The organism is Pseudomonas sp. 10-1B, from assembly GCF_000935045.1.
Classification (GTDB): domain Bacteria; phylum Pseudomonadota; class Gammaproteobacteria; order Pseudomonadales; family Pseudomonadaceae; genus Aquipseudomonas.
In genome coordinates, this window is the sequence record NZ_JYKS01000002.1 from 20,263 (window position 1) to 35,681 (window position 15,419).

12 protein-coding genes and 1 pseudogene are annotated in these 15,419 nt (G+C 61.9%); 2 read left to right on the forward strand and 11 right to left on the reverse strand.

Going from position 1 to position 15,419, the window contains the following annotated elements; translation table 11 throughout:
* Nucleotides 1-8: 8 nt before the first annotated feature.
* Nucleotides 9-1,262 carry a serine hydroxymethyltransferase gene (locus TZ03_RS01670; RefSeq protein ID WP_051095439.1) on the reverse strand — a complete coding sequence of 418 codons (1,254 nt, stop codon included), beginning with the start codon at nucleotides 1,260-1,262 and terminating at the stop codon, nucleotides 9-11.
* Between the two features lie 338 nt (nucleotides 1,263-1,600).
* Here TZ03_RS01670 and TZ03_RS01675 point away from each other — a divergent pair, with 338 nt between their 5' ends.
* The gene (locus TZ03_RS01675; protein ID WP_051095440.1) at nucleotides 1,601-2,641 is read left to right on the forward strand and encodes a low specificity L-threonine aldolase; all 1,041 of its coding nucleotides are present in this window, start codon (nucleotides 1,601-1,603) and stop codon (nucleotides 2,639-2,641) included.
* A gap of 105 nt (nucleotides 2,642-2,746) precedes the next feature.
* Here TZ03_RS01675 and TZ03_RS31840 read toward each other — a convergent pair whose 3' ends face one another.
* From TZ03_RS31840 to gbcB, 5 genes and pseudogenes are all read right to left on the reverse strand, one after another.
* Nucleotides 2,747-3,484 carry a methyl-accepting chemotaxis protein gene (locus TZ03_RS31840; RefSeq protein ID WP_414860293.1) on the reverse strand — a complete coding sequence of 246 codons (738 nt, stop codon included), beginning with the start codon at nucleotides 3,482-3,484 and terminating at the stop codon, nucleotides 2,747-2,749.
* A 126-nt stretch (nucleotides 3,485-3,610) separates the two neighbouring features.
* Nucleotides 3,611-4,684, reverse strand: a pseudogene (locus tag TZ03_RS31845) (cache domain-containing protein); the annotation flags it as partial.
* A 222-nt stretch (nucleotides 4,685-4,906) separates the two neighbouring features.
* Entirely contained in the window at nucleotides 4,907-5,209 is a 303-nt protein-coding gene (locus TZ03_RS01685; protein ID WP_051095442.1) for a cell division protein ZapA, read from the reverse strand.
* Complete coding sequence (locus TZ03_RS01690) at nucleotides 5,206-5,436, reverse strand: hypothetical protein (RefSeq protein ID WP_051095443.1); 231 nt, start codon at nucleotides 5,434-5,436, stop codon at nucleotides 5,206-5,208. Before TZ03_RS01690 ends, TZ03_RS01685 begins: the two co-directional genes overlap by 4 nt.
* Nucleotides 5,437-5,856: 420 nt before the next feature.
* The gene (gbcB, locus tag TZ03_RS01695) at nucleotides 5,857-6,957 is read right to left on the reverse strand and encodes a glycine-betaine demethylase subunit GbcB (protein WP_051095444.1); all 1,101 of its coding nucleotides are present in this window, start codon (nucleotides 6,955-6,957) and stop codon (nucleotides 5,857-5,859) included.
* Between the two features lie 295 nt (nucleotides 6,958-7,252).
* On the opposite strand from gbcB, the gene gbcA reads away from it, so the two are divergent.
* Nucleotides 7,253-8,545 (forward strand): glycine-betaine demethylase subunit GbcA, encoded by a 1,293-nt coding sequence (gbcA, locus tag TZ03_RS01700; protein WP_051095445.1) that lies wholly within the window; start codon nucleotides 7,253-7,255, stop codon nucleotides 8,543-8,545.
* Nucleotides 8,546-8,587: 42 nt separating this feature from the next.
* Here gbcA and TZ03_RS28140 read toward each other — a convergent pair whose 3' ends face one another.
* From TZ03_RS28140 to dgcB, 5 genes are all read right to left on the reverse strand, one after another.
* Nucleotides 8,588-9,439 (reverse strand): RHS repeat-associated core domain-containing protein, encoded by an 852-nt coding sequence (locus tag TZ03_RS28140; protein WP_082056513.1) that lies wholly within the window; start codon nucleotides 9,437-9,439, stop codon nucleotides 8,588-8,590.
* Nucleotides 9,440-9,866: 427 nt separating this feature from the next.
* Nucleotides 9,867-10,640, reverse strand: coding sequence for an RHS repeat-associated core domain-containing protein (locus tag TZ03_RS31850; RefSeq protein WP_082056514.1), 774 nt, complete (start codon nucleotides 10,638-10,640; stop codon nucleotides 9,867-9,869).
* A gap of 799 nt (nucleotides 10,641-11,439) precedes the next feature.
* Nucleotides 11,440-12,210, reverse strand: coding sequence for an electron transfer flavoprotein subunit beta (locus TZ03_RS01705; protein ID WP_051095446.1), 771 nt, complete (start codon nucleotides 12,208-12,210; stop codon nucleotides 11,440-11,442).
* Between the two features lie 10 nt (nucleotides 12,211-12,220).
* Nucleotides 12,221-13,453 (reverse strand): electron transfer flavoprotein subunit alpha/FixB family protein, encoded by a 1,233-nt coding sequence (locus TZ03_RS01710; RefSeq protein ID WP_051095447.1) that lies wholly within the window; start codon nucleotides 13,451-13,453, stop codon nucleotides 12,221-12,223.
* Complete coding sequence (gene dgcB, locus TZ03_RS01715; protein WP_051095448.1) at nucleotides 13,453-15,405, reverse strand: dimethylglycine demethylation protein DgcB; 1,953 nt, start codon at nucleotides 15,403-15,405, stop codon at nucleotides 13,453-13,455. The genes TZ03_RS01710 and dgcB overlap by 1 nt, the downstream gene beginning before the upstream one ends.
* Nucleotides 15,406-15,419: the final 14 nt, after the last annotated feature.

Here is a 15,419-nt window from a genome sequence, read left to right on the forward strand (position 1 = left end):
TGCTCCACTCAGCGGTAAACAGGGAAATCTGCGCACAGCGCCGCGACGTTCTTCGCCACATCGGCTTCGACGTCTGCGTCACCGAGGTTGTCGAGGATGTCGCAGATCCAGCCGGCCAGGGCTACACATTGAGCAACCTTGAAACCACGGGTGGTGACGGCCGGGGTGCCGATGCGCAGGCCCGAGGTGACGAACGGCGACTGCGGGTCGTTCGGCACGGCGTTCTTGTTGACAGTGATGTGCGCGCGGCCCAGGGCGGCGTCGGCGTCTTTGCCGGTGAGGCCCTGGCGGATCAGGCTGACCAGGAACAGGTGGTTGTCGGTACCGCCGGACACCACGTCGTAGCCACGGTCGACGAACACCTGGGCCATGGCCTGGGCGTTTTCGATCACTTGTTGCTGGTAGGCCTTGAACTCAGGCTCCAGCGCTTCCTTGAAGCACACCGCCTTGGCGGCGATCACGTGCATCAGCGGGCCGCCCTGGGCGCCCGGGAATACGGCGGCGTTGAGCTTTTTCTCGATCTCTTCGTTGGCCTTGGCCAGGATCAAGCCGCCACGTGGACCACGCAGGGTCTTGTGGGTGGTGGTGGTGACCACATCGGCGAACGGGATCGGGTTCGGGTACAGGCCAGCGGCAACCAGGCCGGCGACGTGCGCCATGTCGACGAACAGCAGCGCACCGACCTTGTCGGCGATGGCGCGGAAGCGTGGGAAGTCGAGGGTCTTGGAGTAGGCCGAGAAGCCGGCAACGATCATTTTCGGCTTGTGCTCGACCGCCAGGCGCTCGACTTCGTCGTAGTCGATCAGGCCGGTGTTGGTGTCGATGCCGTATTGCACAGCGTTGTACAGTTTGCCCGAGGACGACACCTTGGCGCCGTGGGTCAGGTGGCCGCCGTGTGCCAGGCTCATGCCGAGGATGGTGTCACCGGCCTGCAGCAGGGCCAGGTAGACCGCGCCGTTGGCCGAGGAGCCGGAGTGCGGCTGGACGTTGGCGTAGTCGGCACCGAACAGCTGCTTGGCGCGCTCGATGGCCAGCGCCTCGACCTTGTCCACGTGCTCGCAGCCACCGTAGTAGCGCTTGCCCGGGTAGCCTTCGGCGTACTTGTTGGTCAGGCCGCTGCCTTGGGCCTGCATCACGCGCTTGGAGGTGTAGTTTTCCGAGGCGATCAGCTCGATGTGGTCTTCCTGGCGCTGTTCTTCGGCATTCATCGCCGCCAGCAGTGCATCATCGTAACCTTGGATTTGGTCTTGCTTGCTGAACATCGTGTATCTCCCGGCAGCGATCGTTTTTTGTCGTGGGGCACTGTGGCCCTTTGTGGCGATGTTATGACTGGGCGGGGCGAGTCAGATGCCTGCGCACGCCTTGCAATGGCGCGTTTACGACATTCGTTTTGCACTGGGTTCTCCGGCCCTATCGCCGGCAAGCCAGCTCCCACAGGAATTGCAGTGCGCTCAAGCCTTGTGGAGTACCTGTGGGAGCCGGCTTGCCGGCGATAGGGCCAGCACAGGCAGCACAGCAACCAACTGATGCACAGCTTGTATAGGCAACCGCTGAATCGATGGTTTAGAGTGCTGTTCTGCGTCGTTCACAGGACAGTGTCATGACAGATAAGAGCCAACAATTCGCCAGCGACAACTATTCCGGCATCTGCCCCGAAGCCTGGGCAGCGATGGCAAAGGCCAACCACGGCCACGACCGCGCCTACGGCGACGACCAGTGGACCGAGCGCGCCGCCGAGTACTTCCGCAAGCTGTTCGAAACCGACTGCGAGGTGTTTTTCGCCTTCAACGGCACCGCCGCCAACTCCCTGGCCCTGGCCTCGCTGTGCCAGAGCTACCACAGCGTGATCTGCTCGGAGACCGCCCACGTCGAAACCGACGAGTGCGGCGCGCCGGAGTTCTTCTCCAACGGCTCCAAGCTGCTGACCGCGGCCAGCATCAACGGCAAACTGACGCCACAATCGATCCGCGAAGTGGCGCTCAAGCGCCAGGACATCCACTATCCCAAGCCCCGCGTGGTGACCATCACCCAGGCCACCGAGGTCGGCACCGTCTACCGCCCCGATGAGCTCAAGGCGATCAGCGCCACCTGCAAGGAGCTGGGCCTGAACCTGCACATGGACGGCGCGCGCTTCAGCAATGCCTGCTCGTTCCTTGGCTGCAGCCCTGCGGAGCTGACCTGGAAGGCCGGCGTCGATGTATTGTGCTTTGGTGGCACCAAGAACGGCATGGCCGTTGGCGAGGCGATCCTGTTCTTCAACCGCGAGCTGGCGGAAGACTTCGACTACCGCTGCAAGCAGGCGGGGCAGCTGGCGTCGAAGATGCGCTTCCTGTCCGCGCCCTGGGTCGGGCTGCTGGAAGACGGCGCCTGGTTGCGCCATGGTAATCACGCCAACCATTGCGCGCAGTTGCTGGCTTCCTTGGTGAGTGACTTGCCTGGGGTGGAACTGATGTTCCCGGTGGAGGCCAACGGGGTGTTCCTGCAGATGCCCGAGCATGCCATTGAAGCGTTGCGTGGCAAGGGCTGGCGGTTCTATACCTTCATTGGCAGTGGCGGGGCGCGGTTCATGTGTTCGTGGGATACCGAGGAAGAGCGGGTGCGCGAGTTGGCGGCGGATATCCGCAGCATCATCGGCGCCTGATAGCCCGCATTCGCGGGCATGCCCGCTCCCACAGGATTACCGCCGCCCTCGAGAGCTGTGCAGTACCTGTGGGAGCGGGCGAGCCCGCGAAAAGGCCAACACTGATTAAAGCCTGAACCCACCCATCTGCCGCGCCAGGTCATCAGCCAACCCACGCAACGCCTGGCACTCTTCCCGGCACCCCTGCACCTCCGCCGCCGTCTCCCGCGCCAGGTCGGAAATCCCCTGCACCGTACGGTTGATTTCCTCGGTCACCGCCGACTGCTCCTCGGTCGCCGTGGCCACCTGATGGTTCATGTCGCTGATGTGCTCCACCTGGTCGGTAATCGCCCCCAGCGACGCCCCGGTGCGCTGGCTCGACTCCACACCACTGCCAGTCGCCTGCTGCCCCGCCTGCATCGAACTCACCGCCGAGCCGGCGCCCTGCTTCAGTCGCTGAATCATTTGCTGCACTTCATCGGTGGACAGCTGCGTACGCCGCGCCAGCGTGCGTACCTCATCGGCCACCACGGCAAACCCACGCCCCATCTCCCCTGCCCGCGCGGCCTCGATGGCAGCATTCAGCGCCAGCAGGTTGGTCTGCTCGGAAATACTGCGGATAACCGCGAGAACTTCATCGATCGAGGCTACTTCATCCGCCAACTGGCTGACCGCATCCGCCGCCTTGCCAATGTCGCCAGACATACCTTCGATCCCCCGAATCGAGCGCTGCACTATCTCGCGCGCCTGCAAAGCTTCATCTCGTGCCGACTGCGACGCCTGGGCCGCATCACCGGCATTGCGGGCAATGTCCTGCACGGTCAGCCCCATCTCGTGCACCGCAGTGGCGACCATTTCAGTCATTTCCTGCTGGCGCCCGGAACGCTCGGCGGTGTTATCCACCACCTGGGTCACCTGCTCCACTGCCAGGTGCAACCTTTCGGAGGTGTGCAGTACCTCGCCGATCAACCGGCGCTGGCTGTCGAGGAAGCGGTTGAAACCGCGAGCCAGGTCACCCAGCTCGTCCTTGCGTGAGTCATCCAGACGGTGGCTGAGGTCACCCGCGCCACTGCCAATCTGTACCAAGGCCGCAGTGACGCGGCGAATCGGCCGCACCAGGCCACGCGCCAGCAGCACTACCAGCAGCAGCGACACCAAGGCCACGGCGCCACCGATCAGGCTGGTCAGCCATACCGCCTGGTGCATTTGCGCGTAGATCTCCGCTTCCGGTACCTCGGCCACCAGGGTCCAGTTGAGGTCGCGCAACGGCAGGCCAAGCGCCAGGTAGCTTTCGCCGTCGCGGCTGAAACGGCTGCTGCGCAGGCCCTCATCACCGGTCATTAACGCCTTGGCGGCGTCCGCACCGAGTTGTTCGGTGAGCTGGCGCTTGCCGCTGAAGGTTGCGTCCGGGTGCACCTGGATCAGGCCATCGTTACGCACCAGGAACACCTTGCCGTGCTCACCGAAACTGAAGTCATGGATCAGCTTCGACAGCTCGGTCATGCGCAGCCCCATGCCGGCCACGCCCACCAATTGGCCATTTTTTTCCACACGATAATCGATGAACAGCGCCAGCTCGCCGGTGGAACCGTCGATATCGATGTTGATCAGGCGCTCGGCGCCGCTGTCGATGTAGCCGTAGAACCACTTGTCCTTGGGGTTGCTGCGGCTGAGGGTGCGGTCCAGGCCATTTTCGTTGTAGTAATGGCCGGTTTCGGTGGCGGCAAACAGAGTGGTGAAGGCGTGATTACGCTGTTTGGCAGCTTGCAGGTATTCGAGGAACTGAGGCACCTGAGCGGGATCTTCTCCGGCCGCGAGCCAATCGCGTAGCAAGGTATTGCCGGCAATGTCCGCGGCCGCTGTCAGTGGCTGGCCGAGCATGCGCTCGATATCGTTGCGGATAGCTTCGATGCTGGCCGGCAGGGCGGTATCGACCAGGTAGCGTTCGGTGAGGCGGTTGAGCGCCACCGTGAAGATGATGACCACTACCAGGATACTCGCCAGCAAGGCAGCGCCCATGCTGGTGATCAACTGCCACTGGATGCTCTTACGCCAGATACGCATACCCCTACTCCCCGCACATTATTGTTTTGCGAGAAGTGTATACACTTGCGTATCCAGTTTATCCAGTGACCTGAAACAATGATTTGGGCCATTGGGGCTGCTTTGCAGCCCATCGCGACACAAGGCCGCTCCCACAGGGGCGTGCAAACCTGAGGGTCAACATTGTTCCTGTGGGAGCGGCCTTGTGTCGCGATAGGGGCGCGAAGCGCCCCCGGCTATCTATCAGGACTCGGCAATGGTCCGCACGATCGCGTCCACCGTGGCGTCGATCTGCGCCTGGGTACGCTCGAGCGTCTTGCGGTGCTCATCCTGCAGTTCGATCTGCCGGGAACACAGGTTCAGCGCGGCCAGCACCAGCAACTTGTCGCCGATCAGGGTCGGGTACTGGCGCTTGGTCTGGGCCAGGGCGGTGTTGAGCATCTGCACCGCCTGGGCCAGGGTCGCCTCCTGGCCTTCGGGCGCCTTGATCGAATAGTCGTTGCCGAGGATCGACACGACATTGATCGGCTGCGCTTGCAGTGTCATGCGCCGACAACGCCAGCGTTGGCGCGATCCAGCAGAGCCTGCAGACGCGCGGCGGTGCTGCCGTTCTTCTCTTCCTGCTCCATCAGCGACAGCTGCAGGGTTTCGTTCTCTTCCTTGGCCTGGGCCAGTTCCTGGCCAAGGGCGGTGTTCTGCTCGGTGAGTTGAGCGTTCTTCTGCATCAGGTCGCTGACCAGTTGCTCGATTTGATTCAGGGATGCTTCCAGCATGGGTCTATCTCAGGTTGTTGCGAGGGGCGCACACGATAAAGAAAAGTGCGGCCCATCGCCATTAAATATCGGATTCACAAGGTGTCTAACCCGCAGATTGACAGGGTAACCACTCCCTTGTTCCGACCTGAGTCAACCGCCGGTCAGGAAAAAGCCAACCTCAAGCCCCAAAACAAAAAGCAGGCCTGTACTGGCTAATGCCGGTCAGTTAAGCCTACAAGGCACATTGGGGCTGCTTTGCAGCCCATCGCAGGCAAGCCAGCTCCCACAGGTACCGCGCAGAATTCAGGAATTGCGCGATCCCTGTGGGAGCTGGCTTGCCTGCGATGGGCCGCAAAGCGGCCCCAAATGTTCAACTGACTGGCATTAGCCTGTACTGGCCTGCTTTTTCCTTGCAGCTTGAGACTTGCAGCTTGAAGCTCAATAGTCGATCCGCACATCCCCTTTCGGCACGCTGCAGCACGACAGGATGTAGCCCTCGGCTTCGTCCTCTTCGGTAATACCGCCGTTGTGTTCCATCTCCACTTCGCCGCCCAGCTTGAGCACCTTGCAGGTGCCGCAAATGCCCATGCCGCAGGCTTTCGGGATCATCAGCCCAACCTTCGCAGCCGCCGCATGCACGGTCTCGCCCGGGGCAACACGAATGCTCTTCTCGCTGCCGATGAATTCCACCAGGTTGAGGTCGGAAACATCCAGCTCCGGCGCATCGGCCGCCTGCTCGGCGTGCTCCACCGCATCGGCCTTGGCCTCGGCCGGCGTCGCGCCGAATGACTCCTCGTGGTAGTTCTGCATGTCGAAGCCGACCGCTTCGAGCATGCGCTTGACCGCTGTCATGTACGGCGTCGGGCCGCAGCAGAACACCACGCGGTCCATGTAGTCCGGTGCGATCAGCTCCATCAGCCGCTGGTTCAGGTAACCGCGGTAACCCGCCCACGGTTCGCCCAGCCCATGCTTCTCGCAAATGATGTGCAGGCTGAAGTTGGGAATGCGTGAGGCCATCTGTTCCAGCTCGCGGTGGTAGATGATGTCCTTCGGCGAACGGGCGCTGTGCACGAACACCATGTCGACGTTGGCGTTGGTGTCGTAGAACCAGCGCGCCATCGACATCACCGGGGTAATGCCCACGCCACCCGACAGGTACAGCACCTTGCCGGCGGGGAAGTCGATGGCGTTGAACAACCCCACCGGGCCGTGCACCGGCAGCTCGGCGCCTTCGTGCATGGTGTCGTGCAGGAAGTTGGACACCTGGCCGCCCGGCACACGCTTGACGGTGATCGAGAAGCTGTAGGGCACCGACGGCGAACTGGAGATGGTGTAGGAGCGCATCACCGGCTTGCCTTCGATCTCCAGCTCCAGGGTGACGAACTGCCCTGGCTTGAAGAAGAACATGATCGGCTGGTCGGCCATGAAGCAGAAGGTGCGCACGTCCCAGGTCTCCTGGATGACCTTGACGCAGCGCACGATGTGGCGGCCGTTGGCCCAGGTCTGGGTAGTGACCGGATTGAGGAAGGTATCGGACATGTTCATCTCCAGCGGCCGACTATGGCCCTTTTTATGGCTTGGATAATGCGCAAGCTGAAGGCTGCGTACATTCCTGCCAGCGACATCGGCGTGCTTATCGCGACCAGCCCCGCACCACAAGGGCTGCGGAGTCGTAATTCAATTCGGCCATGTCGCCCATGGATACGGTTCGCGGCGTCTTCGGACGCACACTCCACGGCAAAACAACATGCTGTTTTTTCAACGACAGCCTTGCGGCACCACAACAACGATTAGCCACCTTTTGCCGGCCGCACACGGCCCCGAGGAATACACGATGGACGTCACCGCAACCCTGAGCCTGGGCGATCCACTGGAACCTGCACGCAAGGCCACCGCCGAGATGCTGCAGACCCGCGAGCGCACCTACTCGCTGCCCCAGCCTTTCTACACCGACGAGCGTCTGTTCCAGATCGACATGCAGGAGATCTTCCACAAGGAGTGGCTGATCGCCGGCATGACCTGCGAGATCCCGGCCAAGGGCAACTACATCACCCTGCAGATCGGCAAGAACCCGATCATCGTGGTACGCGGTGCCGAAGGCAAGGTGCATGCCTTCCACAACGTCTGCCGCCACCGCGGCTCGCGCCTGTGCGTCAGCGAAAAAGGCAAGGTCGCCAAGCTGGTATGCCCGTACCACCAGTGGACCTACGAACTGGACGGCCGCCTGCTGTTCGCCGGCACCGAGATGGGCGCCGACTTCGACATGAAGCAGTACGGCCTGAAGCCAGTGAACGTGAAGGTGGCCGGCGGCTACATCTTCATCAGCCTGGCGCAGAACCCGCCTGCCATCGACGAGTTCCTGGCCACCCTGGACCACTACATGGAACCGTACGACATGGAGAACGCCAAGGTGGCGGTGCAGACCACCTTGATGGAAAAGGCCAACTGGAAGCTGGTGCTGGAAAACAACCGCGAGTGCTACCACTGCAACGGTTCGCACCCGGAGCTGCTGCAAACCCTGCTGGAGTGGGACGACACCAACGACCCGCGCGCCAGCCAGGAATTCAAGGACCACGTGGCCGCCTCCGCCGCCGCCTGGGAAGCCGAGAAGATCCCGTACCTGCACAAGAGCCATGGCCTGCGTAACCGCATCGTGCGCATGCCGCTGCTCAAGGGCACCGTGTCGATGACCATGGACGGCAAGCAGGCCTGCCAGAAGCTGATGGGCCGCATCAAGAACCCGGACCTCGGCTCGATGCGCATCCTGCACCTGCCGCACTCGTGGAACCACTGCATGGGCGACCACATGATCGTGTTCACCGTGTGGCCGATCAGCGCCCAGGAGACCATGGTCACCACCAAGTGGCTGGTGCACAAGGATGCCGTCGAAGGCGTGGATTACGACCCGGAGCGCATGCGCAAGGTGTGGGACGCGACCAACGATCAGGACCGCCGTCTGGCTGAAGAGAACCAGCGCGGGATCAACTCCACCGCTTACCAGCCTGGGCCGTACTCGAAGACTTACGAGTTTGGCGTGGTCAACTTCATCGACTGGTACAGCCAGCGCGTGCTGGAGAACCTTGGGGCTGAGCCGGCGCCGTACCTGAAAGAAGTTCAAGCGCAATAATTAAATGAAGCACGCCTGTGGATGACCCACAGGCGTTTCTCATCAGCCGCTGCGGATACTCTTGTTTGAAATTGAAGTAGATGAAGAGCTCACAGACGGATTTACCTGGGGGTCATTTACGCGTTCCTGAAAAGAGGTCATCTCACCCTCCGTCAATTCCAAGCTTATCGGTTCCCGCTTTTTGTGGAGCCATGAGGTAAAAATTGCCTTCATATTCGCTTTGGCGTTTGACAAGACACGCGGCCCCGCGGCCTTAACAGCCAACCCTGCTTTGATTCCGAGTGATAGGGCCACTACATCCGTTGCAAACGCTCCGACAAGGCCTGCTTGGGAAGCAAATTTGGTGTACTTAAGTCCAGTTGCTATAACATTTGTCAGCCCCCCACCAACCGCGAGCCCATTTGCAAATATCCCAGCCTTGGAAGTTGGTACCGGAAGGACCAGGGACAGGGCAGCGCCTGCTATGTTCAATACCAATACACCGCCGTTTTGCACATGCCCAGCGACTGCAGCGACAACGGGTGATATCGGGGTTGAACGTGTAGTGGTGGGAAGCGCTGTTTTGAAGGATGTACGTACTGGGGCTGCACCCGATGGATCACGACGGTTCACGGGATCACCAGCACAATACATATACGCATTCAGCCCGCCTTTACCGAACGGGCTTAATGAATCTGCACTATTAAAACGCATGATTACCGTATTGAACTGCCGATAGCCGTTTCCCAGATGGTAGCAGCCCGTCAGGGCATCTTTCGGTTCACCACAGAACGCACTCGTAGGCCCGCCTTGATCGGCAGCCAGCCCGTATGCCGTATAGGCTCTGAAGCCATGGGCCGAATCATTGATCACCGAATGCTGCCGGTCGGTTGCAAGTAACCTCAAATGTTCCATGGTGGACCTCGTAAATAACAGGTGAATCCACGACTGATTAGTTGCCTGTTTGAGCCTCTATGTCGGAAGGCACGCGAGGCAGGCCTCTGATGGCGTCGCGCATGCACGTCTAAACACCACACCCGCGTGCTGCCACTCGTGCCGGGCATTCAGGTTGGACGGCGCGGCAAAATGAACAAGGCCGATGGCCATCGAGGCGGTGTAGGCTCCCCCACAGCTTTGACCTCGTGTGGTAAGGGTAAGGGCGAGGCTCAAGTTTGCGTACTGGCAAAAATATCAGGTGACGCATTGATCATAATTTGAACAAACTGATCAGCACCCTATGAAACATGGCCTGCAGCGGAGTTCTTACACTTTTCCACAAAGACATGAACAGAGATTGTGAGCAAGCGATGCGCTCGGCGAAAAGGGCTGCAACGCAGCCAATTCACCTCGAATGTCGTCGTTGTCTAACCCCCATCGTACCGCTCTGAAAAGCCCATGAATCCGCGGTCCCCTTGATGGGACTAGCTCGTTTGACTTCCCGAGCAGGACGCCGGATTACAGATCGCCGCACCGGCAAACCACGTGGGGTCGCTACGCTTTCCAGAGCAACCTCCGGAGCAATCGCAACCGGAATTCCCCCTGCCAACAAATCGAAATTTTTTCTGGCCTGCCTTAAAGGACTTGTTCCTGGGCCAAACACAGCGTTGATAGCGCGTGCGCCGGTAGCCGTCAGACTTATCACCGTCCCGGCGTTCGCCCCAAAAATTGCACTCTCCACTCCTGCGAATTGCGCCGCAGCGCTTCCCAAGCTCAAGAGTGAGCCGAATGTACTCGTTCGCGCAGCGTTAAGCCCCAGACGATCGGTAGGTGAAGGCCCCAGGAAGTTGTACCCCAAGGTCAGTGCATTCGATGTCATCCCCAAGCCTCGTAAAATCTGGGCTGCCGTTTCGAAAGCCTGGCCTGTCGGATCGTGCCGGTTGACTGGATCACCACCGCAGTATGCATAGACATTGATGCCCCCTCGGCCAAATGGGCTGAGGCTATCAGGGCTCAGAAATCGCATCAGAGTTACGCTGTAGGAACGATGACCGTTGCCCAACGGGTAATTGCCAGTCACTGGGTCCCGATACTGTCCACAAAAAGCCAGCCCAGAAGCGAGGTCTGCGTTAATGATTCCGTAAGGCGTATAAGCACGCGGGCCGAAGAATGTTGCCATGAGTTATCCACAAATACCAAGAGTTGCGGACACGGTAATGGTTGGTTGGAATCTTGCGTACTGGCAAAACTGTCAGTCAGGCCACTGATCATTATTTGATCACAATCATCAAGGCTGCGTGTTTACTGGGCTACAGCGGACTTCCTACATCTTGTCCACAGAAACACCAACAGAGTTTGTGAACAACAGGCCAACGCTCCCTCTATTCACCTGTGGATAAGCAGTTCAACATCCTGATTCGTATGGATCAGCAAGGTTACAGATCAATTTGATTATTTTTTAAACAAAAGCTTGTAGACCTTGAATTACAAGGCTCACAGCCGCTACCAAACAGATTATCCACAGAGCGGCTAACAGCGATTGTGGGTAAAACCTGGCAGGGGCATGCGTCTGCATCCACCTCGAGCCGAATAAAGACTGGTCGTTTTTTGCGCAAAAGCTTGTAGGGCCCGCCACACGTGGCGTCTAGACATGCGCCAACACTTTATCCACACCTTGGCGAACAGATTCGGTGGGCAAATGTGGTTCGCGGGAAAGCCGGTTCCTACTAGATCAACCTACCCTGTGGGAGCAACTGTCTTGTATTGCCTGGACTGGCCTCATCGCCGGCAAGCCAGCTCCCACAGGTACTGCACAAGGCTTGAAGGCTGATGCGGTCGAGGTGGGAGCGGCCTTGTGTCGCGATGGGCCGCAGCGCGGCGCCAGGCTCTCAATTCTGTCTCAAGATTGCCGGGGCTGCTGCGCAGCCCTTTCGCGACACAAGGCCGCTCCCACAAAGTGGACCTGCAAGCGTCAAGCCTCAGCGGAGGACACCCTCCTCCACCAATAGCTTGAGGATCGCCTCGGCGCCTTCCTGTGGCGAAACGTCCTTCAGCACCTTGCCGCCACCACCGCTGGCCTTGGCCGTGGCGGCCTTCATACGGTCGGCACCGCTCTTGGCCTTGATAACCTTCAAGCGCTTGGGCCGTGGGCGGGCCGGTTGCAACTCGGCTTCGGCCAGCAGTTCGTCATCGACGATGGCTACGTTACGTGCCGCCAATACGCCTCGGCGTGCCGGCCCAAAGGCACTCTGGCGCGGCTTGGGCGCAGCGTTATCCACAGTCGCCAGCAACGGCAAGCGCACCTTCAGCCGGCGCCGCTGACCACGCGGCAGCGCCTGCAGCACCTGGGCGGTGCCGTTGTCGATCGACTCCACCTCGGCCAGCCCCACCACCAGCGGCCAACCGAGCTTCTCGGCCAGCAGGAACGGCAGCATGCCCGAGCCTTCGCCAGTCTCGGCCTGGCTACCGGTCAGCACCAGTTGCGCCCCGGCATCGCGCAGGTAATCCCCCAGCACGCCCAGCACATCGGCGCCGGCCGGCTGCTCCAGCACGTCCAGGTGGTCCAGGCCCATGCCCAGGTAGGCGCGCAGCGCTTCTTCCTGCGGGTCGCCGGCATGCACCACCTGCAAGTTATCCCCAGCCAGCTGCAAACCCAGTTCCACGGCGCGGGCATCCTGCTCGGCGCGGCGGGCGCGACCGGAGCTGGGGTGGGCACCAATGGAAACCAGGCTGATCACTTTCGTACTCATGCTCGTGCCCTTATGCCGCGTCGCGCTGGCCGCCGCTGCGGTAGTTGTCCACAGCCTCGATCAGTGCCTGGAGAATCGCCGAACTGTCGCCAATCACCGACAGGTCGGCCCGTTTGATCATGTCGCAGCCCGGGTCCATGTTGATCGCCACCACCTTGTCGCAGGCGCCGATGCCCTGCAGGTGCTGGATCGCGCCGGAGATACCCACAGCCACGTAGACCCGTGCGGTAACCCAGGTACCGGTGGCACCCACCTGGCGGTTGCGCGGCATGAAGCCATCGTCCACCGCCACCCGCGAGGCGCCTTCGGTGGCACCGAGGGCCGCAGTGGCCTTGTGGTACAAGTCCCAGTCCTTGACCCCGTTGCCACCCGATACGATGAACTCGGCCTCGGCCATGGCAATGGTGGCCGGGTCGACGGCCACCGAGCCGAGATCTTCGATACGCGACAGGCTACGCGCCACGCTTGTGGACAACTCCACCGGCAACGCTTCGTGACGGGTTTCGCTGACCGGCTCGGCGCACTCGGCCGCCGCCAGGATCAGCCGTGGCACGGCGCGCTGCAGGTCTTGCTGGCCGGCACCGGCGCGGCCGATGCACTGGCCGTCCTTGACCTGCCAAACCCGGGTCGCCGGGCGCTCGCCCAGCGCTGCGCCCAGGCGCCGACCCAGTTCGCCGCCACCGCTGCGGCTGTCGGGCAGCAGCCAATGCCGTGGGGCGAATTGGTTATCCACAGCGCGCAGGCCCTGCACCAGTTGCTCCGGTGCATAACCTTCGAACGCCTCGCCCTCGATGACCAGCAGGCGGTCGACACCGGCTGTGGAAAAGTTGCTTTCCTTGTGCTCGCCGAACACCACCACCAGCACGGCCCCGTCGCTGCCGGCCAGGCCGTGGGCCAGGCCGAGCAGGTCGCGGTCGTGACTGCTGAGGCGGCCACCGACCATGTCCGGCACCACGGCAATGTAGAACGCTGGCTCCGGCACCTGGTGCAGCGGCAACTTGACCTCGGCCGCCGCCGTGCGCCGCCCGCCCATCGCGGTGCCCTGCTGGGCGCCGCTGCGGTCGATGCGCTTGATACCGGCCGGGCCGATGAAGCCTGCGGCGATCGCATGCGGGTTCTTGCGGATGACGCCATTGGGCCCCATCCAGCTGGTCTGTTGCGTCTGCATCGCTGCATGCAGCGGGTGCAGGCGGTTACGGGCGATCCACTCGGCGCGTGGGTCGCGGCGGATAATGTCGCTCATCAGTGCACCTCCGCGGGTTCACGTTTGGCCGCTTGCGGCTTGGCGGCAGCAGGCGCGTCTTCTTCGATCAGTACGTCGGCCACCAGCTCGGCCAGGTCCTTGATCTGCGGGCGCGGTTCGACCACACCTTCGAGCATGGCGGTACATTGTGGGCAGCCCACCGCCACCAGTTCGGCCTCGGTCTCGCGAATGTCGTCCATGCGCATGTCGGGGATACGCTGCTTGCCCGGGATGTCGGTGATCGGGGCACCGCCGCCGCCGCCACAGCAACGGGAACGGAAGCCTGAACGCTGCATCTCGCGCACTTCGATCCCCAGCGCCTTGAGCACCGCGCGCGGGGCTTCGTACTCGCCGTTGTAGCGGCCCAGGTAGCAAGGGTCGTGATAGGTGACGCTACCGCCCTTGTGCTGACCGAGATTCAGCTTGTTGGCCGCGATAAGTTCGGCGATGTAGGTGCTGTGATGCTGCACCTGGTAGTCGCCGCCCAGGGCACCATACTCGTTCTTCAGCACATGGAAGCTGTGCGGGTCGCAAGTGACGATGCGCTGGAACTTGTACTTGGCCAGAGTCTGGATGTTGCGCTTGGCCAATTGCTGGAAGGTCGCTTCATCACCCAGGCGGCGCGCCACGTCGCCGCTGTCGCGCTCTTCCAGGCCAAGCACGGCAAAGTCCACGCCCGAGGCCTTGAGCACTTTGACGAACGAACGCAGGGTGCGCTGGTTGCGCATGTCGAAGGCACCGTCACCGACCCAGAACAGCACCTCGGTGGTATTCACCTCCGACAGCAGTTGCAGGTTGAGGTCGGCAGCCCAGTTCATGCGCCCGCCGGGGGCGAAGCCGCCGGGGTTGTCGGTGGCGATCAGGTTGTCCAGCACCTCGGCGCCCTTGTTCGGGGTGGCGCCCTTTTCCAGGGTGAGGTGGCGGCGCATGTCGACGATGGCATCGACATGCTCGATCATCATCGGGCATTCCTCGACGCAGGCCCGGCAGGTGGTGCACGACCACAGTGTTTCGGCATCGACCAGGCCATTGACGATCGGCTGGTGCGGGTGGCCGCCGTGTTCGCCGATCGGCTTGCCAGGGTACGGGCTGCCGGCGAACTGGGCGTCGGTGCCACCGGCCAGGCCGATGACCATGTCCTGGATGAGCTTTTTCGGGTTCAGCGGCTGGCCGGCGGCAAAGGCCGGGCACATGGCTTCGCATTTACCGCACTGCACGCAGGCATCGAAACCGAGCAGCTGGTTCCAGGTGAAGTCCACCGGTTTTTCCACGCCCAGCGGCGCGTTCGGGTCTTCCAGGTCCAACGGCTTGAGGCCAGTGGAGCGGCCGCCACCGAAGCGCTCGGCGCGGCGGTGCCAGGCCAGGTGCAGGGCACCGGCGAAGGCGTGCTTCATAGGCCCGCCCCAGGTCATGCCGAAGAACAGCTCCGACACGCCCCACAGCACGCCCAGGCCAAGCACGGCGACCATCACCCAGCCACCAGTGTTGGCCGGGAGGATACCGGCAACCGGCAAGGTGGCGATGAAGAAGCTCGCGGCGAACGCCAGCAGGCTCTTCGGCAGGCGCATCCATGGCCCCTTGGACAGGCGCGAAGGTGGGTTGAGGCGGCGTTTGAAGACGAAGATGGCGCCACTGAACATGATCACGGTGGCCACCAGCAGTGCGTAGCCGAGGATCTTGTTCTGCAGGCCGAAGCCGTGCACCAGGATGGCCAAAACAGCCGACAGCACGAAACCGCCGGCGGTGGCCACGTGGGTCTTGGACATGTACTTGTCGCGCTCGACCACATGGTGCAGGTCCACCAGGTAACGGCGCGGCATGGCCAGCAGGCCGCCGATCAGGTTGACCTTGGATGGCCGGCCACGCCGCCACATGCGCACCCGGCGCAGGGCGCCGAGCACTGCCAGGCCAAGGGCAGCGAACAGCAGGATGGGTAGAAGGGTGTTCAACATGGGAGGCTCCCACA